Source organism: Rhodococcus sp. EPR-157, assembly GCF_001647195.1.
Classification (GTDB): Bacteria; Actinomycetota; Actinomycetes; order Mycobacteriales; family Mycobacteriaceae; genus Rhodococcoides.
This window is the reverse complement of the sequence record NZ_LVCV01000663.1, coordinates 14,605-34,039: the sequence shown is the minus strand read 5'-3', so window position 1 is coordinate 34,039 and position 19,435 is coordinate 14,605. Positions and strand designations below refer to the sequence as shown.

Below are 19,435 nucleotides of genomic sequence, written 5' to 3'. Positions count from 1 at the left end.
GCGTCGATGACGGCTTTCGCGTCGCCCGAGTTGGCCAGCGCCAGTTGTCCGGTCACTTCGCCGGTAGCGGGGTTGGTGACGGGGGAGGTCTTGTCCGATGTCCCTGCAAAGGGCTTGCCGTCGAGCCAGTGTGCAATCGAGGTCACAGTTGTCTTCCTTCGCTCGTGAATGTGATCCCAGTCTCGATGGCATCGGTGCGCATGTCAAAGGCCAAAGACGCACCGCGTCGTGCAAAAATGCACGGCTTGCTATCGTCGACACATGTTCACTGCCGACCACCTCCGGTTCTTCCTCGAGGTTTCTCGTCATGGCCGACTCGTCGAGGCCTCCCGCGCCCTGGGGGTCGACCACACGACGGTGGGTCGGCGGATCACGAGCCTCGAGAAGGCGGCGGGCAGGCGTCTGTTCGATCGCACCCCGGCAGGGTGGAGATTGACCGAGGCGGGACACCGGCTCGTCGGCTACGCGGAAACCGTCGAGTCCACTCTGGTGGCAGCGTTCGAGGATCAGACGTCCAGTGTCGGATCCCTCACCGGATCGGTACGAATCGCCGCGCCCGACGGATTCGGTGCGTTCGTGTTGACGCCGAACCTGACGACGCTGCGTCAAGCTCACCCGGATCTGAACGTCGAGCTCGTGACCGCAACCGAACACAAGACGATCGACACCAGAGAATTCGACATTGCGGTGACGCTGGAAGAGCCGTCACCGAGATTCGTGGCTTTTCGCAGACTTGCGACGTACTCGCTGCACCTGTACGCGACACGGGAGTATCTCGAATCTTCTCCGGCGGTCACGAAAATGGACGACCTACGTGACCACACGCTGATCTGGTATGTCGGCGCACTTCTCGATGTGGCTCCACTCCGGATCTTCGATTCGATTCTCGCCGACGGTCGCGCGCAGATCCAGACGAACAACATCACCGGGCATTGGCTCGCAGCGCGCAGCGGCCTGGGTATCGCACCGCTGCCGAGTTACATCGGCGAGCCCGACGATACGCTGGTTCGCGTTGTAGCAGAACACTTCTCGATCGAACGGACCTACTGGATCGCGGTACCGCGCGAACTCACCGGACTGGCGCGGGTCAAAGCTGTCGACGAGTTGATGAGCAACGTCGTGGCCGAACACCCTCATCTGACGTCGGGTCAGTGATCGGCGGACACTGACGAAGATGTCGCATGGTCCAGGGCCGTGGACAGTACGGTCTCGAATATTTCGCGAGCGGCATCGGAAGCGAACAGCGCGCGGTGTACGGACTCGACGACGCCGGCAACGTCCTCGAACTTTCGCTGTCCGCGTGCGGTGGTGCGAATGAGGACCTGGCGACGGTCGACGGTGCCGGTACGCCGGTGCACCAGATTGTTCGATACGAGTCGGTTCACGACTTTGGTGAGCGTGGGCGGGGGCAGCAACGCGAACTCTGCGGTGTCCGCCATGGTGTGTCCGTCGCCGTCGGACAGAAAGCTCAGGACCCGCCACTCCTCGAGGTCGAGGCCTTCTGGTTCGAGCGCGAGGCGCATGCGTTCGCTGACGGCCCGCTCGAGTGCGGACAGAAGTCGGTCTGCGCCGCCACCGCGATGCGTGGGTTCCGTCGGCGTCACGCGATCAGACTCCTATCATGAATCGAACTGCAGGCGCTCCGAGGTGCACGGCCTCGATTCCTGAAAGTGCAGTCTATGCGAGCGCGACGACTGTGGACGGCCGGGACGGGGTGTCGATGACGGAAAATTTGGACACCACACGCTACTTCGACGGCGAGACCTTCACGGTCGGCATCGTCTTTCCGATGTCCGGGCCTTTCGGATTGATCGGGCCGTCGAGCGAGCTGTCCGCTCAACTGGCGCAGGAGGAGCTCAACGCCGGAGATGGCGTCCTTGGCCGGCACGTCGAACTGCTGCCGATCGATGGTGGCCGCGCACCTGCTGCGGTGGCGGCCGACGTGCGGGCTCTGCTCGATATCGGAGCTGTGGACGCCGTCGCGGGGATGCATACCTCGGCGGTGCGCAGGGCATTGATCCCGATCACTTCCGGACGCATCCCGTACGTGTACACCTCGTTGTACGAAGGCGGCGACCGCTACCCGGGGCTGTTCGTCACCGGCGAGACCCCGTCGGGGCAGTTGATCCCGGCTCTCGAATTCATGGTGCACGAACTCGGCCGGACGAAGTGGGCAGTCGTCGGCAACGACTACGTGTGGCCTCGCAAGAGCGCTGCGATCGTCACCCGGTATCTCGGGTCGATCGGAGCGTCCGTTGCCTTCGCAGCCTTTTCGCCGATCGGCACCTCCGACTACTCGGGGGCCGTCAGTGCACTGGAGAAGTCGGAGTGCGACGCCGTCGTCGTACTCCTGCTCGGAGACGACGCGGCTGCATTCCATCAACATTTCGCCGCAGTCGGTCTTGATCAACGGTGCGCACGTCTGAGTCCGCTGATGGACGAAAACATGCTGCTCGCCACGGGTTCCGAGAACACCCGCGATCTGTACGTGTCCTCCGGATACTTCGAAACATTGGCGACGAAGGAGAGTCTCGACTTCTCCGGCCGGTTCGCGGCACGATTCGGACCGGACGCACCGATTGTCGGATCGCTCGGTCAATCTTGCTACGAGGGGATCACTTTCCTCGGGAACCTGGTCAATCGAGCAGGCACAGCCGAGGTTGCGGTCCTGGACTCGGTGTCGCAGAACTTCTCCTACGACGGCGCGCGCGGTCACCTGACGATGGTGGGTGGGCATATCGTTCAGCCGATCTATCTCGCCAGAGCGGGTGCCTACGACTTCGACGTCCTGGGGGAGATCACACCCCACCGACGTGTCTGATCGATCCGTATAGTGTGGCTCCCACATGATCACGTTGCTGTCGGCGCTCGTCGGGTTTGCAGTCCTCGACTCTCTCGATGTGCTGTTGATCGGAATCACCGCGGCGATCGCATACGACGCTCGGCTTCGCCGAACACCTCCGCTGAAAACGGGGTTGGCGTTCATCGGCGGCGTCTTTCTCGCGACCACATTGTTCGGTCTTCTCGCTGTGCTCGGGTTCGACTTCCTGACCGGCATCTTCGACTTCGAGCTCACACCTACCGTTCGATACTGGGGTGAACTGGTGTTGAGCGTCGTTCTGATCGCATTGGCGCTACTTCCGCAGTCGGATCGTCCGCCGCCCGCATGGACGGCGAAGTTCAGAAGAAGTCCGTCGTTGCTCGCAGTGACCGGGTTCGCGGTCGGAATCGTGCAGGCACCGACTGCTGTTCCTTATTTGGCAGGTCTCGCCATGTTGTCCTCCTACAGTCCGCTCCCGCCGACGTGGCCGGTGATCGTGGTCGCCTATTGCGTGCTCGCCTTGATCCCGCCGCTGGTGGTGCTCGTCATGTCCATGGGTTCCAGCCGCGCCGCCCGGCGTCGCTACCGGCGTGTGGTGCGCGTGCTCACGAAATTCGGTCCGGCCGTGGTTCGGATCGTGTTCGGGATCATCGGCTGCGTGTTGCTGCTCGACGTGATCGTCAACCGCTCGTATCTGTGGTGACCGGACCCGTCCCCTACGGTGGAACCATGACTGTGGAAGATTTCGGTGGCCGTCGCACACTCTCAGCCGAGGAATTGCTCGTCGTGGTGGGGGACTACGCCCTCGTCGACGAGGCTGGGGACCAACGTGGTCTCATCGAGGCGGTGGGGCAGGAAGGGTTGTCGGTCGTCGTGACCGTGGCGGAGGACGCGGGTCCTGTCCATCTGACCTTCGCGCCGGACGCGCAGATCGTGATCGAACCCTACGACGGCGGCAAGGCTCCCGTAGTGCCCTGAGTGCTGATTCCGTTGCCGCGACGCGCTTTTCGGTGTAGTCGAATCACATCGTTGTAACTCTATGCACTTCAGTAACATTAGCCACAGCGGTCACACTCGAGCTAACCTCTAGGCGACCTCTACGTCGTCTGCAGGAAGGACGTGCTGTGCGAATCAGCCTGTCCAGAGAAAGCTTCGGTACCTCGATCGCCGCCTCGGCGGTCGTCGTACTCGCATTCGGTGGTGTGGCCACCGCGCAACCGCTACCGTTCCCGATCGACCCGGGCGCGCTGATCGAGTCGATTGCCGAACCTGCGACACCTGCCCTGTACAACGCTGCGCAGGACAATCTGGTCAAGGGCAACTACGACCTCGGGCTCGCCTCGCTCGACGCGCTGGCTCTCGCGGCGCCGTCGGATGCCAATGTTGTTGCTTTACAGGCGTTCTACCGCAATGCAGGCGAAGACGCGGACGGCAGAGACGCGGCACTCACCCGGCTCGCCGAACTCGATCCGACGCTGCACGACGCCGTCGTGCGCGCGCTGAGCATCATTGCCACCTCGGCCGAGTCGACGGTGGACTTCGCCCCGGTGCTCGACGGTCCGCGCACGGCAATCGTCGCGCTCGGGTTCGGTCTCCACGGGGACGGTTCGATGCAGGACGAGTTGGTCGATCGGCTCGAAAGCGCAGCAGCCGCGGCATCGGCTTCACCTGAATCGCCCGTGGTCGTGACTGGTGGAAATCCGCAGAGCGGCGTTGCCGAGGCAGAGGCGATGCGCGAGTGGCTCGTCGACAACGGTGTTGCCGCCGAGCGAATTCATGTGGAGAACAAGGCCAATTCGACAGTGCAGAACGCGCTGTTCAGCGTGCCGATCGTAGAGTCGATCGGCGCAGGCTCCGTCGTCCTCGCGACCTCCGCCAATCACATTCGTCGCTCGATCTCCAACTTCGCCATCGCAGGCGCAGACGTTGTGGGCGCAGTCGCCGCAGACCCGGCCGATGTCCCGGAAGTTCCTGCGCTGGGCCTGGATTCGCGGCTAGGTTTGACTGTCGACGCCACCAAGGTCATCGGGATTCCGCGTACGTACTGACGTCATACCTGAGGTGCGGGGTTAGCGGCTGCGATCCGCTTCTGTGCACGACGTCTGCGGCTACGGACGACGAAGTAGACGAGTGCCGTGAACAGCACGACCGCGATCATCGCGCCGAGCACGGTGGCCCCGCGGAAGCCTGGTGCCTCCGTGTCGAGCGTTCTTTCGCCCGCGTGCGCGGCATTGTTGCTGCCGAGAACGATCGAGAGAGTCAGCAGGTTCGGCGCAGCGACAGCGACGGCGAGCACGATCGCCACGATCGCCGTGACCTTCCCGCCGCGCTTCTTGCGGACACGCCATGCGGCGGTGAAAAGCAGGAGGGGAACGAGCGTGCACACGGTGCCGAACACGAGCCCCCAAAAGATGCCCTTGCTGAAGGCCTGATCGGACAGGTTGGCGACACGAATGCTCCACCACCGGGGCAGGAATGCCGCGAGAATCAGATACGCGACTATCAGCGCGACCAGTGCGACTGCGCCGATGATCGCCTTGTTCACCCAGCTCGGTCGCCCACTCGGGGTTGTTGCGGTGGTGTTGCCTGCGTCGAGCGTGCCATCTCCGGTCATGTGGTCGATCCTAACCGCGAATCGACCGGTGACTGTCGACACGTGTGATGGCGCCCTCAACTGCATTTTCAATTGTGTACGTCTCGGTCACAATCAAGATCATCAACGCCCGCGTAGTGGGCGAACGGCGATAGGGGGACACTGTGACACTGCTTCTGATGGCAACGGTCGGATTTCTCGGTATAGCAGCGGCCTTGCTTCATTCCGGCCACGACCTCGATTTCGACAACAGGCACATCACGGGCGCCTATCGGTCGCGCTGGGGCTGAGCGACCGGCAACCGTTGGCTGGTGACTGGACAGTTGTTCGCTACCGTCGGTACATGAACTTCCGCTGGACGCGGTTCCACAGTCGCGCCGCAGGCCTTGTGCTCGGACTCGGTCTGGACCGAATCCTGGGCGACCCTCGGCAATTCCATCCGGTCGCCGGATTCGGCCGTGCCGCAGGGGCACTGGAACAGCGGACGTATCGGGACAGTAGGCGGGCGGGCGCGCTGCACACCCTCGTTCTCGTCGGGGCAGTGACGACGGTGGGCGCAGCCGCATCGGCAGTCGCTGGACGTCGCGGTCCACTCCTTGACACCGTGGTCACGGCATCCGCGGCCTGGGTTGCACTCGGTGGAACCTCGCTGGCTCGAACGGGATCGCAGATGGCCGAGCATCTACGCAATCGGGAGATCGAGGCCGCGCGCACGCTTCTACCGTCTTTGTGCGGCCGCGATCCAAGCGTGCTCGACATCGACGGTTTGTCTCGGGCATCGCTCGAGTCGATCGCGGAGAACACTTCGGATGCCACCGTCGGCGTCGTGTTCTGGGGGGCGATGGCCGGGGTGCCTGGGATCCTGGGGTACCGGGCAGTCAACACTCTCGACGCGATGATCGGCTATCGCTCCCCGAAATATCGGCGTTTCGGCTGGTTCGCTGCTCGGCTCGACGATGTGGTCAACCTCGCCCCGGCCCGGCTGACGGGAGCTGTCACCGCGGCGGTGTCACCCGCCGTCGGCGGGCGTCCGAGTCAGTCGCTACGTGCCTGGCGTCTCGACGCGTCCCGGCATCCGAGTCCGAATGCCGGCGTTGCCGAGGCCACGGCCGCCGGCGCCCTCGGAGTCAGCCTCGGTGGCAGAACCCAATACGCTCACGGCGTCGAAATTCGTCCCACCCTGGGGGCCGGTCGGGCACCGACACCGGATGACCTCGATCGAGCCGCGACGTTGTCGGTTCTGGTGCAGGTTGCGGCGACAGCAGTGTCAGCGATTCTTGCCGTAACGGTCGGCAAGGCGCACGTCCTTGTCCGTGAGCGCTGATCCGGCCTTGGCCTTCGATTTGCGTTCCTTGCGTGTGGGCAACGTGAACTCGGGTTCTTCGACGGCCGAATCGGCGTGTGGCCGTGCGGCAGCGGAAACCGGAGTGTCGGAAGTAGCGACTTCGGAATCCAGATCGGCCAAGTCCTGGTTGGTTGCCTTGCGACGCTCTCGCCATTCCGCCCGCACGAAGTACGCCAATCCGAGCGGAGCCATGATGCCGAACGCGAGCCACTGCAAGCCGTACGACAGGTAGGGCCCGGAGTCGGTCTGGGGGAGTTCGATCAGTCCGAGTCCGCCTGGCTGGCCCTCGTCGAGCTGAAGATAGCCCTGAACGGCGTCCACCCCGACTGCAGTCCCGATCTGATCGGGATTGATGTTGTAGACCTGAATGTGGCCGGCTTCCTCGATGGGCTCCCGCGAGGTGCCCTCGGCCTGACGAATCCGCGCGTCGAGCGTCACCGCACCCGGTGGTGCCGGCTCGATCGACGGAGGTGCAGTTCCCTGCACCGGCAGCACGTAGCCGCGGTTGACGAGAACCGTCGGGCCGCTGTCGAGCCGAAACGGCGTGATCACCTCGTACGCAGGTTGCTCGCGAATGCTGCGGAGACGGACGAGAACTTCGTTGTCCGTGTCGTACGAGCCTGTTGCCACAACCCGACGCCACTCGTCGTCGTCCGCAAACCCAGGTCCGGACAGCAGCTGTTCGATGGCCACCGGCTCGGCGTTCACCGACTCGTTGATCAGTTCGTTGCGGTGCGACGTCGACGTGTTCTTGCCCAGCTGCCACGGCGCGAGCACCGTGAAGCACAGGTACGCGAACAGCGCGACGACGGCAGCCAACGCGAACCATCCCGGTCGCAGCAGAAATCTGAGCCTTCGCACAACAACTACGGTAGCGGCTGAGCTGAACGAGATGTACGACGCCTCGTCGGAGACGCGCTCCTCGGCCCAACGCACCAGCCCCGGCATGGCTGCCTCGACCTGTTCGCGCACCTCGGCGAAGGCGTCGTCCGAGGAGTAGTACGGATCAGCGACCGATTTCTCGTCGGCGTCGTCGTCGAACGATCGCAACAGCGCGATCCGTTCGGCGGGTACGCCCAACTGAAGTAGTTGCCGCGCGTGGCCGGTGTCGAGGGCAACCACGAGATCGGCCGCCAGGTGATCCGCGCCGACCTGAGCGGCCTCGTGATCCGACTCGTACCCGTGCGCCTGCAGTTCGGCTACCGTCCGCGGGTCGGCACCCTCACCCTCGTGCCAGCCGTCGATACCCGCGCTCGTGGTCCGCACTGCGGCTCCAAGACCTGCCTCCTTGATGTAGGCGGCGAAGATCTTCTCTGCCATCGGGGAGCGGCAGATGTTGCCGGTGCACACGAACGTGACGTGAACCGCGGCGTCGGCCCTATTCGGTGTTGTCACGAAGCATCTGTGATGTCATGAAGCACCTGTGTTGTCACTGAGCACCTTCGACAGTTCGTCCATGTTCGTCACGGTGAACGCAGCGTCGTCGTTCTCACCGGCGATGCCGTAGCCCCAGTCGACGTAGATCGCCGGAATACCGAAGCGTGCGGCGCCGTGGACGTCGTGGTCTCGGTCACCGACCATCAGCACGCGGTCTGTGCCCCCGACGCCGACCTCCTTCGGGACGATTCCGAGATTGCGAAGCGAGTGGGCGATCACGTCGGGCTTGGCGCGTCGTTCTCCGTCGTTGCTGGCGCCGCCGATGAACTCGAAGTACTGCGACAGAGCGAAATGATCCAGGATGCGGTGCGCGAACCGCTCCGATTTGGAGGTGGCGACGCCCAACCGAACTCCGCGGTTCTTCAGCTCCGCCAACACCGGCTCGATCCCGTCGTAGACCGTGTTCTCGGCCCACCCCGTGGTGTCGTATCGCTCGAAATACGCCTGCAGCGCCGCCTGGGCGATGTCCTCGGACAATCCCATCGATCCCCGCAGTGTGTCGATCAACGGCGGACCGATTACCAACGCCAACTGCTCCTCGGTCGGGGCAGGCGCGCCGACCGAAGCCAACGCGTGGCGGAAGCCGGCGAGGATGCCCGGCGCCGAATCGGTGAGCGTTCCATCCAGGTCGAACAGCACTACCTTGGCGCGTGGGAGTGGCGATGCGTCGAGGTTTGTCATGACAAAACCATATCGCCGACGGTCGGGACTACGCTCATCGGCAACGAAAGGATCCGTTGGAATTGGACTCGATGTCGCTTCTCCGTCATCACGGTGACGCAGATGTAGGCGAAGGACTCGTCGATTTCGCGGTCAACGTGCAAGGTTCTGCACCTCCGGCGTGGCTTCGGACGAGATTGGCCGACGCGCTTACCTCTCTCGGTTCGTATCCGAGCGCTGCGGCCGAGATGCGCGCGCGTGAAATGGTCGCGCGACGTCACGGGCGAACTCCGGACGAGGTGCTGCTGCTGTCGGGTGGCGCCGAGGGCTTCGCCCTGTTGCCGAAGCTCCACCCTCGATGCGCGGCCGTGATCCATCCGTCGTTCACCGAGCCGGAACTGGCGCTGCGCGAAGCAGGCGTGGCCGTCGAGCAGGTCGTACTGCCTCCGCCATTTCGACTCGACCCGCACCTGGTGCCCGCCCGAGCCGACATGGTCGTCGTCGGAAACCCGACCAATCCGACGTCGGTGCTGCACGCGCGCGAGGCAGTTCTCGAGCTGCGGCGGCCAGGTCGCATCGTCGTCGTCGACGAAGCCTTCGCCGACGCGATCCCGGCTGAGACCGAGTCCGTCGCGGTGGAATCGCTCGCCGACGTTCTCGTTCTACGAAGCCTCACCAAGACCTGGGCGCTGGCCGGGCTGCGGTGTGGATATGCGCTCGGGCACCCGGACGTCCTGGCCCGGCTGACGACAGGGCGCGCACACTGGCCGGTCGGCAGCCTGCAGATCGAGGCCATTCTCGCCTGCAGTGAACCGCAGGCAGTTCGGCTCGCTGCGGAGAAGGCGCAGTCCATCACGACCGACCGGGAGGACATGATTCGACGACTGGAAGGTCTCGGAATCGCAGTTCATACCCCGGCCCGGGCGCCGTTTCTGCTGTTGACGGTGCCCGACGCGGACAGCGTTCGCCTGCGTCTGAGAGCGAAGGGCATCGCTGTGCGCCGTTGTGACACGTTCCCCGGCTTGGCACCGGATCATCTCCGCGTCGCAGTTCGACGCGCCGATCAGGTCGACATACTCGTCGACGCACTCGCCGATGTTCTCTAGGAGCCGATTGTGACAGCCCGTGTGACCCTGGCCGATGTCGTTGCCGTTCTCGATACCGCCTACCCTCCCAGGCTTGCCGAGAGCTGGGACTCGGTGGGCCTGGTCACCGGCGACCCCGCGGACGAGGTGAGCAAGGTCTTGTATGCCGTGGATGCCACCGCAGACGTAGTCGACGAGGCCATCGAGTGGGGAGCCGACCTTCTCGTCGCGCATCACCCGCTGCTACTCAGGGGTGTCGACTCCGTCGCCGCGAACACTCCGAAAGGTGCTTTGATCCACCGCCTCGTCAAAGCGGGATGCGCGCTGTTCACCGCGCACACCAACGCCGACAGCGCCGACCCCGGAGTGTCCGACGCTTTGGCGGATCTGCTTGGAGTGACCGACACACGCCCCATCGAGCCGATCGATGCTCCGCCGATCGACAAGTGGGTGGTGCTGGTTCCCGGTTCGCACAGCGACGTGGTGAGGGGCGCACTGTTCGGGGCGGGTGCCGGCGCGATCGGCAACTACAGCAGCTGCAGTTGGAGTGTTCGCGGGGTGGGGCAATTCCAGCCCGAATACGGCGCAGAGCCGGCGATCGGATCGGTCGGGGCACTCGAACACGTCGACGAGGATCGGATCGAAGTCGTGGCTCCTGCGTCCGTACGTGCTGCTGTTCTTGCAGCACTGCGGGGTGCGCATCCTTACGAGGAGCCGGCGTTCGACATCTTCGAGGAGGCGCGGCTGCCGACATCGACCGGACTCGGACGGGTGGGAAGTCTCGAGGCCCCGACGACACTTCGGGATTTCGCCGAACGTGTTCGGGCGGCTCTCCCTCCGACTGTGTGGGGCGTGCGGGCCGCGGGTGACCCCGACTCCGTGGTCTCCACCGTCGCCGTGTGCGGAGGTGCGGGCGATTCGTTCCTGGACGCCGTCGCACGCCTGGGTGCAGACGTGTTCGTCACCTCCGACCTGCGGCACCACCCGGTGGACGAACACCTCAGGGCGGGCGGACCTGCTGTCGTCGACGTCGCGCATTGGGCGTCGGAATGGCCGTGGTGCGAGCAAGCGCGCGGAGTTCTCGATGCCGAGTTCGCAAGTGTGCCGGGCTGGAGCAGCAGGGTCAGTGAACACCGCACCGATCCATGGACCGTCGGGGCCCACTGAGCCGGTAGTGTGGATCGAATCAACTTCCATAGTCGCAGGAGTCATCACGCGTGAATGTCGACCCCCGAGTGCAGGCCTCACTTCTCGAACTGGCCGCAGTGGACACCGAGCTGACGCAGATCGCACACCGTCGCCGCAGTCTTCCCGAGCAGGTCGAATTCGAGAAGCTCGAGGCAGAGCGAATCGCCCGCAAGGACAGCGCCGTCACCGTCCAGATCGCGATGGACGATCTCGACCGTGACATCAAGAAGCTCGAAGGCGAGGTCGACGCCGTCCGCCAGCGCGAGGACCGCGACAGGAAGCTTCTCGACAGCGGAACTGTCGCAGCAAAGCAGATGTCCGAGCTGCAGCACGAGCTGTCGAGCCTCGAACGGCGTCAGGGCATCCTCGAAGAGGAACTGCTCGAGGTCATGGAGCGGCGTGAGGCGTCGGAAACCGACTACAACCACGCGGGTGCTCAGCTGACTCAGATCGAGGACGAGCTCGTCGACGCCGGCCGCCGCCGCGACGACGCGGTCGCCGACGTCGATGCCGCCGAGCAGCGTGCGACGGCACGTCGAACCGAATTGGCGGCGACGTTCCCCGAAGATCTGCTCGCAATCTACGAAAAGCAGCGCGGGCTCACCGGACGCGGTGCGGCGCTGCTGCAGGCTCGTCGGTGCGGCGCGTGCCGCATCGAACTCGATCGCGGCGAAATCTCTCGTATAGCGGCCAAACCTGCGGACGAGCTCCTGCGGTGCTCCGAATGCAACGCGATTCTCGTGCGCACCAAAGATTCCGGTCTGTGAGTTCACCGCAACGGGTCGTCGTCGAGGCGGACGGCGGTTCCCGTGGCAATCCAGGCCCCGCAGGCTACGGCGCCGTGGTGTTCTCGGCCGATCGGTCGGAGGTGCTCGCCGAGCGTCGTCTCGCACTCGGTGTGGCAACCAACAATGTCGCCGAGTACCGCGGCCTCATTGCAGGTTTGACCGCAGCGGGTGACGTCGGTGCACGTGAGGTCGAGGTCCGGATGGACTCCAAACTCGTCGTCGAACAGATGTCGGGGCGTTGGAAGGTCAAGCACCCGGACATGATCCCGCTCAATCGGGAGGCCGCCGGTCTGGTCCGGGGGTTCGACCGCGTCACGTTCCAGTGGATTCCGCGTGCGCAGAACTCGCACGCCGATCGACTGGCGAACGAGGCGATGGATGCAGCCGCCGACGGTGCCCCGTTGGAACCGCCGCGGGAGGTCGAGAAGAAACCTGCGGCCCCGGGATGGACCGGCGCGGTGGGCGATCCGACGCGGTTGCTGTTGCTTCGTCACGGGCAGACACCCTTGTCTGTGGAACGTCGCTACTCGGGACGAGGCAACCCGCCGTTGACCGAGCTGGGGGAGCAGCAGGCTGCTGCTGCGGCAGCGTATCTGGCCGCGCGAGACGATATTTCGGCGATCGTCGCGTCGCCACTCGGTCGCGCACAGCAGACCGCAGGTGCACTTGCCGGCAAGACCGGCCTCGAGGTGGCGACTCTGGACGAGCTCACCGAGACCGATTTCGGCGATTGGGAAGGGCTCACGTTCTCCGAGGCGATGGACAAGCATCCGGACGTGCATCGACAGTGGCGCGGCGACACGTCGGTGTCGGCGCCCGGCGGCGAGAGCTTCGACACGGTCCGTGAACGCGTGACGATCGCTCGCGACAAGCTCGTCGCGTCGCATGCCGGATCGACCGTCGTCGTGGTCAGCCACGTGACGCCGATCAAGATGCTGCTTCAGCTCGCCTTGGATGTCGGACCGTCGCTGCTCTACCGCCTGCACCTCGATCTGGCCTCGCTGAGCATCGCCGAGTTCTATCCCGACGGCGGCGCGTCGGTTCGACTGGTCAACGACACGTCATATCTGAACGCCTAACGCAACCCACAGCGCCGCAACCGATCCGAGGATCGTCAGCGGGGTGGTGATCAGACCGAGAACGGTGAACGTACCGATCGAGGCGGGTTCACCGTTCGCGGCACTGACCCTGCGCCACAGCATGATCGCAAGCGATCCGACATAGGTCAGGTTGGGGCCGAGGTTCACTCCGATGACCATCGCGAGCAACAGTCCAGGTTGGGCTGACGAGCCGAACGCGGCCAGCAGCATGAGGGTCGCCGGCAAATTGTTGACGACGTTGGATGCGAGCGCGGCAATCGCGGCCGTAGCGAGCAGGCCGGTGAACGATGCCTCGGTGGGCAGTACTCCGCTCAGCCATTCGCCGATCGGCCCCGAGGTCACTCCCTCGACGACGATTCCCAGCAGGAGCACGAATCCGCAGAACTTCAGGTCGGCTGCCCACAGGATTCGCTTGGGCACCGTGAAACCTTGCTTCAGCGCAGGCACAGCCAGCGCGAGCGAGCCGACGGCAGCCACCCAGAACGGTTCGACGCCGAAGAGTCCGGCAACCGCGAAACCGAGCAGCGTCACGCCGAGCACGGCAAGAGGCACAGTGGGAGTGGCCACAGGCTTGTCCGGAGCAAGCTGGTCCGTGGTCGTCGGTTCGGTGCGGACGAGATCTCGTCGGAAGAACAGCCAGAACACCGCGAACTCGATCAGAATCGACACGATCCACGGCAGCGCCATCAATGCCGCGAAGTGAACGAACGTCAAGCCGGTGGCGGCGAAAGCGAGCAGGTTCGTCAGGTTCGACACCGGCAGAAGCGTCGACGCCGAATTGGACAGGTGTGCGGTGGCGTAACTGTGCGGGCGCGGCGACATACGGAGGGCTCGCGCAGCACCGATCACTGCCGGCGTCAGGAGTACGACTGTCGCATCGAGACTCAGGACCGCAGTGGTGACCGCCGCGGCCGCGAAGACCGACATCAGCAGACGGTGTGGACTTCCCTTCGCCGATCTACCCATTACCGACGCGATCCAGGTGAAGACTCCCAGGGCATCGGCCAGATGTGCCAGCACGAGGATGAACGCCAGGAACACCACCGTCGGGAGGAGCTCTACTACCTGCTCACGGGCCTCCGACACGGAGACGAGCCCGAGAAGCACGGCCGCCACAGCCGCCGGTAGCGCGACGACGATCTCGGGGAGGCCTCGGGGCGCAACGATGGCGAATATCAGAACAGCGGCGACCAATGCTGCAGCGATGATCGGTTCCGCGACACCGCTCACGCGAGCATCTTGACGAGTGTCCGTAGATTCCGGGTCGTAATGGTGGGCTTGTACTTTGCTTTGGCTGTCAACTTGCCGATCGCGCTGTCGGTGGTGCTGCCCCTGACCACCTCCCAATAGACCACGCTTGCGCCCGGAGCCACACGTTCGACCGTCGGATCCAGGGCGGCACCGACTGCTGTCAATTCCGCGAGGTGGTCGGCATCGTTGCCGAAGATGACGTACGGGTGCCAGCCGTCATGTTCGGGATCGAACGGATAGCCGTCGACGATGTCGCGCAGCTGCGGAAGGTCGAGCACGATGACCCACGCCTCGTACCCGAAGGCGGCGGCGAGCGTTGCCTCGATGGACCGCTTCAGGGCATGGCCCTTCTCCGGCGAGGAGAGCTGAACGTTGCCGGTGGCGAGAACAGTCCGGACGTTCTCGAAGCCTGCGGCCGTGAGTGCGGCGCGGAGGTCGGCCATCTTGATGTTGATGCCGCCGACGTTGATTCCGCGAAGCAGAACGACGTGATCCATGACGTGAACTGTAGTTCGCGGCTCGGAACCAGTAGAGTTCGATCCTGCGAACGAGTCGGTTGGGCGGCTGCGGCACGGAGAACTGGCGGAGCGATTCCGGCAAGCTCCGAGCCGAGGAAAGTCCGGACTCCACAGAGCAGGGCGGTTGCTAACGGCAACCCGAGGTGACTCGCGGGACAGTGCCACAGAAAACAGACCGCCTGCACCACACTTTTTTCGGAAAGTGCAGTGCAGGTCAGGGTGAAACGGTGCGGTAAGAGCGCACCAGCACCCCAGGTGACTGGGGTGGCTAGGTAAACCCCGCCCGGAGCAAGGTCGAAGGCCGAACCTTTTCCGAAAGGTCCGGCTGCGCAGGTGTTCGAGGGCTGCTCGCCCGAGCCTGCGGGTTGACTGCTCGAGGTACCCGGCGACGGTGTGCCCAGATGGATGGTCGTCGTTCTGCGCGCGCTCTCGAGCGTGCGTGGTTCACAGGATCCGGCTTATATGCCGACTCGTTCGCACCCCCCGGGGAGTGGAGTCCCCGGATTGATCAGTGGTGCCGTGAATGGCCGGTCTCGGAGAGTGTTTTCGGGCAGACTGGGACGCATGAGCACAGACGACGAAGCCTGGTACTACGACGTACGGAGCAAGACGGTCTCACAGGGTAAGGAATCGGGTGCACTCGATCGCATGGGCCCGTACCCGGATCGTGCGACCGCCGAGCGTGCGATTCAGATTGCAGCCGAGCGAAACAAGGCAGCCGACAAAGCCGACGACGACTGGAACAACTGACGGTGGTCGTCCTTGCGCGACTGTCGGCCCCATCGTTCGATTTCGACTCCATCCGGTCCGAATTCGACCTTCGTGACACATTCTCGGCAGAGGCGCTGGCAGAGGCCGAATCGGCGGTGGACCGGTGTGCAACGGATCGAGAGGACCGCACCGACATCGAGTTGGTGACCATCGATCCTCCCGGCTCGATGGATCTGGATCAGGCTGTGCACGTCGAGAAGTCGTCGACGGGGTTTGTGATTCACTACGCCATTGCGGACGTGGGAGCTGTCGTGACGCCCGGCGGAGCGCTCGATACCGAGACGAGAGCGCGTGGCCAGACGTTCTATCTGCCCGACGGGTCCGTTCCGCTGCATCCTCGCGTTCTGTCGGAGGGGTCGGCGAGTTTGCTCCCCGACAAGATTCGTCCGGCGGCGCTCTGGCGAATCGAAGTCGACGATTCGGGGGAGGCCGTCTCTTGGACGGTGAAGCGCGCGAGGGTACGGTCCATTGCGCGACTCGACTACGCGAAGGTGCAGGCGGACTTCGATGCAGGCACGCCTCATCCGTCCATCGCTGCGCTCGGTGAGTTCGGCGTGCTGCGAGCGCACGCTGCTCTTCGCCGCGGAGCGATCGATATCGCACTGCCCGAGCAGGATGTCGTCCGTGACGGTCGATCCTGGCGTATCGAATTGCAGGAGCGAACTGCGGTCGATTCCTGGAACGCCGAGGTGTCGTTGCTGACCGGAATGTGTGCAGCCCGAATCATGCTCGACGCACGCGTCGGGCTGCTCCGGACGCTTCCTCCCGCACCGGACGGCGCTGTGTCGACGTTGAAGAAGACCGCGTCGATGCTCGGAATCGACTGGCCCGACGGCGCATCTGCGGGCGCGGTGCTGGCGTCGCTACCCAGTGATGCACCCGAGACGCTGGCGATGATGACGCAAGCCACGAGTTTGCTGCGGGGTGCGGACTACGTGGCGTTCGACGGCGAGGTGCCGGAGATGACCGAGCATTCGGGAATCGCCGCGCCGTACGCCCACGTCACCGCACCGTTGCGAAGACTGTCGGACCGCTTCGCCACGGAGGTCTGCCTTGCCGTCGTTGCCGCCCGCGACGTCCCGGACTGGGCCAGAACAGCATTGCCCGACCTACCCGCCACGATGCGCGGATCCGATTCGACGGCGTCGAAGGTGGATCGAGCGTGCATCGACCTGACGGAAGCATCGATACTCGAAAATCGGGTGGGTGAGCAGTTTTCGGCGCGTGTGCTTCGCGGATCGGACGGGAAGCGCGCCGCGGAAATTTTCGTCGACACGCCCATCGTCATCGGAAAGTGCGCGGGCGAACCGCCGGAAGGGGAGAAGGTGACGGTGAGATTGACCGTCGCCGACACCACCTCCCGGCGTATCGAATTCGCTTACGACTCCGGCGGTGAGGCGAATCGATCGGTTGCCTCGACGAGGTGATGGATGATGCCGGGTTCGGCTGCTGAGTGCCCGGCATCGTCCACGATCGTCAGTGTTGCGTCGGGCCAGGCTTTGTGGAGTTCCCAGGCACTCGTTGCCGGGCACACCACGTCGTAGCGGCCCTGAACGATGACCCCAGGAATTCCGGCGAGCAGGTGGGCGTCGGCGAGGAGTTGATTTTCCTCGAGGAAGCCGTTGTTTCGGAAGTAGTGGTTCTCGATTCCCGCGAATGCCAACGCGAACCGGGGATCCTCGTTCTCCTCGATCTGGTCCGGCCGGGGGAGAAGATAGCTCGTCGCTGCCTCCCACGAGGACCACGCGATCGCGGCTTCGGTGGCCACGGCACGATCGTCCGACCGCAGAAGTCGGTGGTACGCCTCGACGAGGTCGCCGGCGCGTTCGCTCTCGGGAACCGGTGCCAGGAATCGGTCCCACTGCTCGGGGAAGATGTGTCCGGCACCGCCGTTGTAATACCAGTCGATTTCACTTCGACGCAGCAGGAAGATTCCGCGGAGGATCAGGCCGGTTACTCGCTCGCGATGGGCCTGCGCGTACACCAGTGACAGCGTCGAGCCCCACGATCCGCCGAACACCAGCCAGCGGTCGACGCCGACGTGCGCACGAAGCTTCTCGATATCGGCCACCAGTCGATCGGTGGTGTTCACCGACAGATCGGCGCCGTCCGCGATGTGCGGGGTCGATCGTCCGCAGCCGCGCTGATCGAACAGGACGATCCGGTACTTGTCCGGATCGAAATAGCGGCGCTGGGCGGGGCCGGTTCCACCGCCCGGTCCGCCGTGCACGAACACGACCGGAGCTCCGGCGGGATTTCCACTGATTTCCCAGTAGATGCGTTGCCCTTCACCGACGTCGATATGCCCGGCGTCGTGCGGCTCGATCGGTGGATACAGCTCCCGCGTGTGCGTGTCGGTCACCGTCAGAACCCGACGAGACCCGATGCGAGATCGGGGATGTCGAGTGACCGCATGGCTTCTTCCCGTACATCGGGGCACGTTGCGATGGTGACGTCGTCGACGATGGAGCGGTTCTGCACGACCTGAAGGTTGATCGCTCCGCTCTGCGCCGCCCAGGTCTGCACGACGATGTTGAGGCCACCGCGGCCCAGCGTCGGTCCTTGGATGCGCCACTCCTGAAGCTGCTCGCTCAGGTCGGTACACAGTTGCTGGCTCTGCTGCTCTGTGACGCCGCCCGCTACCGCAGGCTCGGTGGCCGGCGCGGCAGTCATGGTCGGGGTCAGGGATGACGAGGATCCGGTGCTCGTCGAGTCGGTACCGCATGCGCCGACAGTCAGGAGAACGGCGGCCGCTCCTGCGAGGGAGACGGCTGCGCGCCGATAGTTGCTGGTGCTCAGACCTGAGTTCATGGCATCGAGTGTGCCATCTGGCTGCCGGCGCTCCGCGCCAGTGGCGCGGTTAAGCGCACGGGAGTGCACTTAACCGCGCCACTACGGCGGAGCCGTACAAGACCCCTGGATCAGCGAATCAGTGATCAGTAACTGTGTTCGGGACCGGGGAATACGCCGCTGCGCACCTCGGCCAGGTAGCTCGATGCTGCGTTGCGGAGCTCGTCTCCGACGTTTCCGAACTTCTTGACGAACCTGGCCGTCTTGCCGTTGGTGTAGCCGGCCATGTCCTGCCACACGAGCACCTGAGCATCGGTCTCGTTGCCGGCGCCGATGCCCACCGTCGGGATGGTGAGCTTGCGGCTGACCTGACCGGCGACATCTGCGGGGACCATCTCCATGACGACGGAGAACGCGCCCGCCTCCTGCACGGCGATGGCGTCGGCGATGAGCTGCTCGGAGCCGTCACCGCGACCCTGTACTCGGAACCCGCCGAGGCCGTTGACGCTCTGCGGGGTGAAGCCGATGTGGGCCATCACCGGGATACCCGCGGCCGTGATCGCCGCGATCTGATCGGCGACGCGCTCACCGCCTTCGAGCTTGACCGCGTTGGCCAGGCCTTCCTTCATGAAGCGCGTCGCCGTCGCCAGGGCCTGCTGCGGTGACGCCTCGTAGGTGCCGAACGGAAGGTCGGCGACGACGAGTGCGTTGGGAGCTCCGCGCACGACGCCGCGGACCAGCGGAAGCAATTCGTCGATCGTGATGGGAACGGTGGTGTCGTAGCCGTACACGACGTTGGCAGCAGAGTCGCCGACGAGAAGGACCGGAATGCCGGCCTCTTCGAAGATGCGCGCGCTCGAGTAGTCGTAGGCGGTGAGCATCGCCCAGCGCTCGCCCTCGGCCTTCATCTGCAGCAGATGATGTGTGCGGGTCTTGCGGGTCAAGCCGGATACCGACGAATCGGACGCTCCGTAAATGCTGTTGTCGGACATCTTTGTCCCTTTCGGTTCCTCGAGGCCCGCTCGGCGGGTCCCCGGGATGGGGTTGATGACGTCCGCCAGTGTGCCACCTGCACTAGCGGCCGACGA

Annotated in this window: 22 protein-coding genes, 1 other RNA gene and 1 pseudogene; 14 read left to right on the top strand and 10 right to left on the bottom strand. The window is 64.5% G+C overall.

What is annotated here, in order from left to right:
• Window positions 1–261 precede the first annotated feature (261 nt).
• Window positions 262–1,155, top strand: coding sequence for a LysR family transcriptional regulator (locus tag A2J03_RS28210; protein WP_068381125.1), 894 nt, complete (start codon window positions 262–264; stop codon window positions 1,153–1,155).
• Here A2J03_RS28210 and A2J03_RS28205 read toward each other — a convergent pair.
• Window positions 1,149–1,604, bottom strand: a complete 456-nt coding sequence (locus tag A2J03_RS28205; RefSeq protein ID WP_082898141.1) for a MarR family winged helix-turn-helix transcriptional regulator — start codon at window positions 1,602–1,604, stop codon at window positions 1,149–1,151. The two genes, A2J03_RS28210 and A2J03_RS28205, sit on opposite strands and share 7 nt — an antisense overlap.
• Before the next feature lie 116 nt (window positions 1,605–1,720).
• Here A2J03_RS28205 and A2J03_RS28200 point away from each other — a divergent pair, with 116 nt between their 5' ends.
• From A2J03_RS28200 to A2J03_RS28185, 4 genes are all read left to right on the top strand, one after another.
• Window positions 1,721–2,821, top strand: a complete 1,101-nt coding sequence (locus A2J03_RS28200) for a substrate-binding domain-containing protein (RefSeq protein WP_068381149.1) — start codon at window positions 1,721–1,723, stop codon at window positions 2,819–2,821.
• A gap of 25 nt (window positions 2,822–2,846) precedes the next feature.
• Entirely contained in the window at window positions 2,847–3,524 is a 678-nt protein-coding gene (locus A2J03_RS28195) for a GAP family protein (protein WP_068381122.1), read from the top strand.
• A 26-nt stretch (window positions 3,525–3,550) separates the two neighbouring features.
• Window positions 3,551–3,799, top strand: a complete 249-nt coding sequence (locus A2J03_RS28190; protein ID WP_068381145.1) for a hypothetical protein — start codon at window positions 3,551–3,553, stop codon at window positions 3,797–3,799.
• Between the two features lie 146 nt (window positions 3,800–3,945).
• Entirely contained in the window at window positions 3,946–4,869 is a 924-nt protein-coding gene (locus A2J03_RS28185; protein ID WP_068381119.1) for a YdcF family protein, read from the top strand.
• 2 nt (window positions 4,870–4,871) lie between these two features.
• On the opposite strand, the gene A2J03_RS28180 is transcribed toward A2J03_RS28185, so the two are convergent.
• A complete protein-coding gene (locus A2J03_RS28180; protein WP_068381142.1) occupies window positions 4,872–5,435 on the bottom strand; it encodes a permease in 564 nt (187 codons plus the stop codon).
• Between the two features lie 143 nt (window positions 5,436–5,578).
• On the opposite strand from A2J03_RS28180, the gene A2J03_RS31915 reads away from it, so the two are divergent.
• A complete protein-coding gene (locus A2J03_RS31915; protein WP_269455253.1) occupies window positions 5,579–5,704 on the top strand; it encodes a hypothetical protein in 126 nt (41 codons plus the stop codon).
• A gap of 53 nt (window positions 5,705–5,757) precedes the next feature.
• The gene (locus tag A2J03_RS28175; RefSeq protein WP_068381116.1) at window positions 5,758–6,738 is read left to right on the top strand and encodes a cobalamin biosynthesis protein; all 981 of its coding nucleotides are present in this window, start codon (window positions 5,758–5,760) and stop codon (window positions 6,736–6,738) included.
• On the opposite strand, the gene A2J03_RS28170 is transcribed toward A2J03_RS28175, so the two are convergent.
• From A2J03_RS28170 to A2J03_RS28165, 3 genes and pseudogenes are all read right to left on the bottom strand, one after another.
• Entirely contained in the window at window positions 6,682–7,620 is a 939-nt protein-coding gene (locus A2J03_RS28170; RefSeq protein WP_068381137.1) for an SURF1 family cytochrome oxidase biogenesis protein, read from the bottom strand. The two genes, A2J03_RS28175 and A2J03_RS28170, sit on opposite strands and share 57 nt — an antisense overlap.
• Window positions 7,621–7,707: 87 nt before the next feature.
• Window positions 7,708–8,109 (bottom strand): annotated as a pseudogene (locus tag A2J03_RS30260) (low molecular weight protein-tyrosine-phosphatase); the annotation flags it as partial.
• Window positions 8,110–8,169: 60 nt separating this feature from the next.
• Complete coding sequence (locus A2J03_RS28165; protein ID WP_068381113.1) at window positions 8,170–8,877, bottom strand: HAD-IA family hydrolase; 708 nt, start codon at window positions 8,875–8,877, stop codon at window positions 8,170–8,172.
• A gap of 71 nt (window positions 8,878–8,948) precedes the next feature.
• Here A2J03_RS28165 and cobC point away from each other — a divergent pair, with 71 nt between their 5' ends.
• Genes cobC through A2J03_RS28145 form a run of 4 tightly spaced genes read left to right on the top strand, consistent with a single transcriptional unit; the run spans window position 8,949 to window position 12,996 of the window.
• Complete coding sequence (gene cobC, locus A2J03_RS28160; protein ID WP_068381111.1) at window positions 8,949–9,962, top strand: Rv2231c family pyridoxal phosphate-dependent protein CobC; 1,014 nt, start codon at window positions 8,949–8,951, stop codon at window positions 9,960–9,962.
• Window positions 9,963–9,968: 6 nt separating this feature from the next.
• Window positions 9,969–11,108 (top strand): Nif3-like dinuclear metal center hexameric protein, encoded by a 1,140-nt coding sequence (locus A2J03_RS28155; RefSeq protein ID WP_442971421.1) that lies wholly within the window; start codon window positions 9,969–9,971, stop codon window positions 11,106–11,108.
• 50 nt (window positions 11,109–11,158) lie between these two features.
• Window positions 11,159–11,896, top strand: coding sequence for a zinc ribbon domain-containing protein (locus A2J03_RS28150; RefSeq protein ID WP_068381106.1), 738 nt, complete (start codon window positions 11,159–11,161; stop codon window positions 11,894–11,896).
• The gene (locus A2J03_RS28145; RefSeq protein WP_231912748.1) at window positions 11,893–12,996 is read left to right on the top strand and encodes a bifunctional RNase H/acid phosphatase; all 1,104 of its coding nucleotides are present in this window, start codon (window positions 11,893–11,895) and stop codon (window positions 12,994–12,996) included. Before A2J03_RS28150 ends, A2J03_RS28145 begins: the two co-directional genes overlap by 4 nt.
• Here the strand turns inward: A2J03_RS28145 and A2J03_RS28140 are convergent.
• A complete protein-coding gene (locus A2J03_RS28140) occupies window positions 12,979–14,247 on the bottom strand; it encodes an ArsB/NhaD family transporter (protein WP_231912747.1) in 1,269 nt (422 codons plus the stop codon). The two genes, A2J03_RS28145 and A2J03_RS28140, sit on opposite strands and share 18 nt — an antisense overlap.
• Complete coding sequence (locus A2J03_RS28135) at window positions 14,244–14,765, bottom strand: DUF1697 domain-containing protein (RefSeq protein ID WP_068381100.1); 522 nt, start codon at window positions 14,763–14,765, stop codon at window positions 14,244–14,246. The genes A2J03_RS28140 and A2J03_RS28135 overlap by 4 nt, the downstream gene beginning before the upstream one ends.
• 51 nt (window positions 14,766–14,816) lie before the next feature.
• Here A2J03_RS28135 and rnpB point away from each other — a divergent pair.
• The 3 genes from rnpB (at window position 14,817) to A2J03_RS28120 (ending at window position 16,984) form a co-directional block, all read left to right on the top strand.
• Window positions 14,817–15,263: RNase P RNA component class A (gene rnpB, locus A2J03_RS28130), an RNA gene on the top strand.
• 87 nt (window positions 15,264–15,350) lie between these two features.
• A complete protein-coding gene (locus A2J03_RS28125; RefSeq protein WP_068381097.1) occupies window positions 15,351–15,536 on the top strand; it encodes a hypothetical protein in 186 nt (61 codons plus the stop codon).
• Window positions 15,533–16,984 (top strand): RNB domain-containing ribonuclease, encoded by a 1,452-nt coding sequence (locus A2J03_RS28120; protein WP_442971420.1) that lies wholly within the window; start codon window positions 15,533–15,535, stop codon window positions 16,982–16,984. The genes A2J03_RS28125 and A2J03_RS28120 overlap by 4 nt, the downstream gene beginning before the upstream one ends.
• Here A2J03_RS28120 and pip read toward each other — a convergent pair.
• The 3 genes from pip to panB all read right to left on the bottom strand — a co-directional run bounded on the left by pip (window position 16,936) and on the right by panB (window position 19,339).
• Window positions 16,936–17,919 carry a prolyl aminopeptidase gene (gene pip, locus A2J03_RS28115; RefSeq protein WP_068381093.1) on the bottom strand — a complete coding sequence of 328 codons (984 nt, stop codon included), beginning with the start codon at window positions 17,917–17,919 and terminating at the stop codon, window positions 16,936–16,938. The genes A2J03_RS28120 and pip overlap by 49 nt on opposite strands.
• 2 nt (window positions 17,920–17,921) lie before the next feature.
• Complete coding sequence (locus A2J03_RS28110; protein ID WP_068381090.1) at window positions 17,922–18,368, bottom strand: hypothetical protein; 447 nt, start codon at window positions 18,366–18,368, stop codon at window positions 17,922–17,924.
• A 125-nt stretch (window positions 18,369–18,493) separates the two neighbouring features.
• Complete coding sequence (gene panB / locus A2J03_RS28105) at window positions 18,494–19,339, bottom strand: 3-methyl-2-oxobutanoate hydroxymethyltransferase (protein ID WP_068381086.1); 846 nt, start codon at window positions 19,337–19,339, stop codon at window positions 18,494–18,496.
• Window positions 19,340–19,435 lie beyond the last annotated feature (96 nt).

Bases quoted from the DNA above. Each gene is read 5' to 3' on its own strand.
- A2J03_RS28180 (WP_068381142.1), bottom strand. From the start codon at position 5,435: ATGACCGGAGATGGCACGCTCGACGCAGGCAACACCACCGCAACAACC.
- A2J03_RS28210 (WP_068381125.1), top strand. From the start codon at position 262: ATGTTCACTGCCGACCACCTCCGGTTCTTCCTCGAGGTTTCTCGTCAT.
- A2J03_RS28190 (WP_068381145.1), top strand. From the start codon at position 3,551: ATGACTGTGGAAGATTTCGGTGGCCGTCGCACACTCTCAGCCGAGGAA.
- A2J03_RS28135 (WP_068381100.1), bottom strand. From the start codon at position 14,765: ATGGATCACGTCGTTCTGCTTCGCGGAATCAACGTCGGCGGCATCAAC.
- panB (WP_068381086.1), bottom strand. From the start codon at position 19,339: ATGTCCGACAACAGCATTTACGGAGCGTCCGATTCGTCGGTATCCGGC.
- A2J03_RS28165 (WP_068381113.1), bottom strand. From the start codon at position 8,877: ATGACAAACCTCGACGCATCGCCACTCCCACGCGCCAAGGTAGTGCTG.
- cobC (WP_068381111.1), top strand. From the start codon at position 8,949: ATGTCGCTTCTCCGTCATCACGGTGACGCAGATGTAGGCGAAGGACTC.
- A2J03_RS28195 (WP_068381122.1), top strand. From the start codon at position 2,847: ATGATCACGTTGCTGTCGGCGCTCGTCGGGTTTGCAGTCCTCGACTCT.
- A2J03_RS28200 (WP_068381149.1), top strand. From the start codon at position 1,721: ATGACGGAAAATTTGGACACCACACGCTACTTCGACGGCGAGACCTTC.
- A2J03_RS28110 (WP_068381090.1), bottom strand. From the start codon at position 18,368: ATGAACTCAGGTCTGAGCACCAGCAACTATCGGCGCGCAGCCGTCTCC.
- A2J03_RS28175 (WP_068381116.1), top strand. From the start codon at position 5,758: ATGAACTTCCGCTGGACGCGGTTCCACAGTCGCGCCGCAGGCCTTGTG.
- A2J03_RS28125 (WP_068381097.1), top strand. From the start codon at position 15,351: ATGAGCACAGACGACGAAGCCTGGTACTACGACGTACGGAGCAAGACG.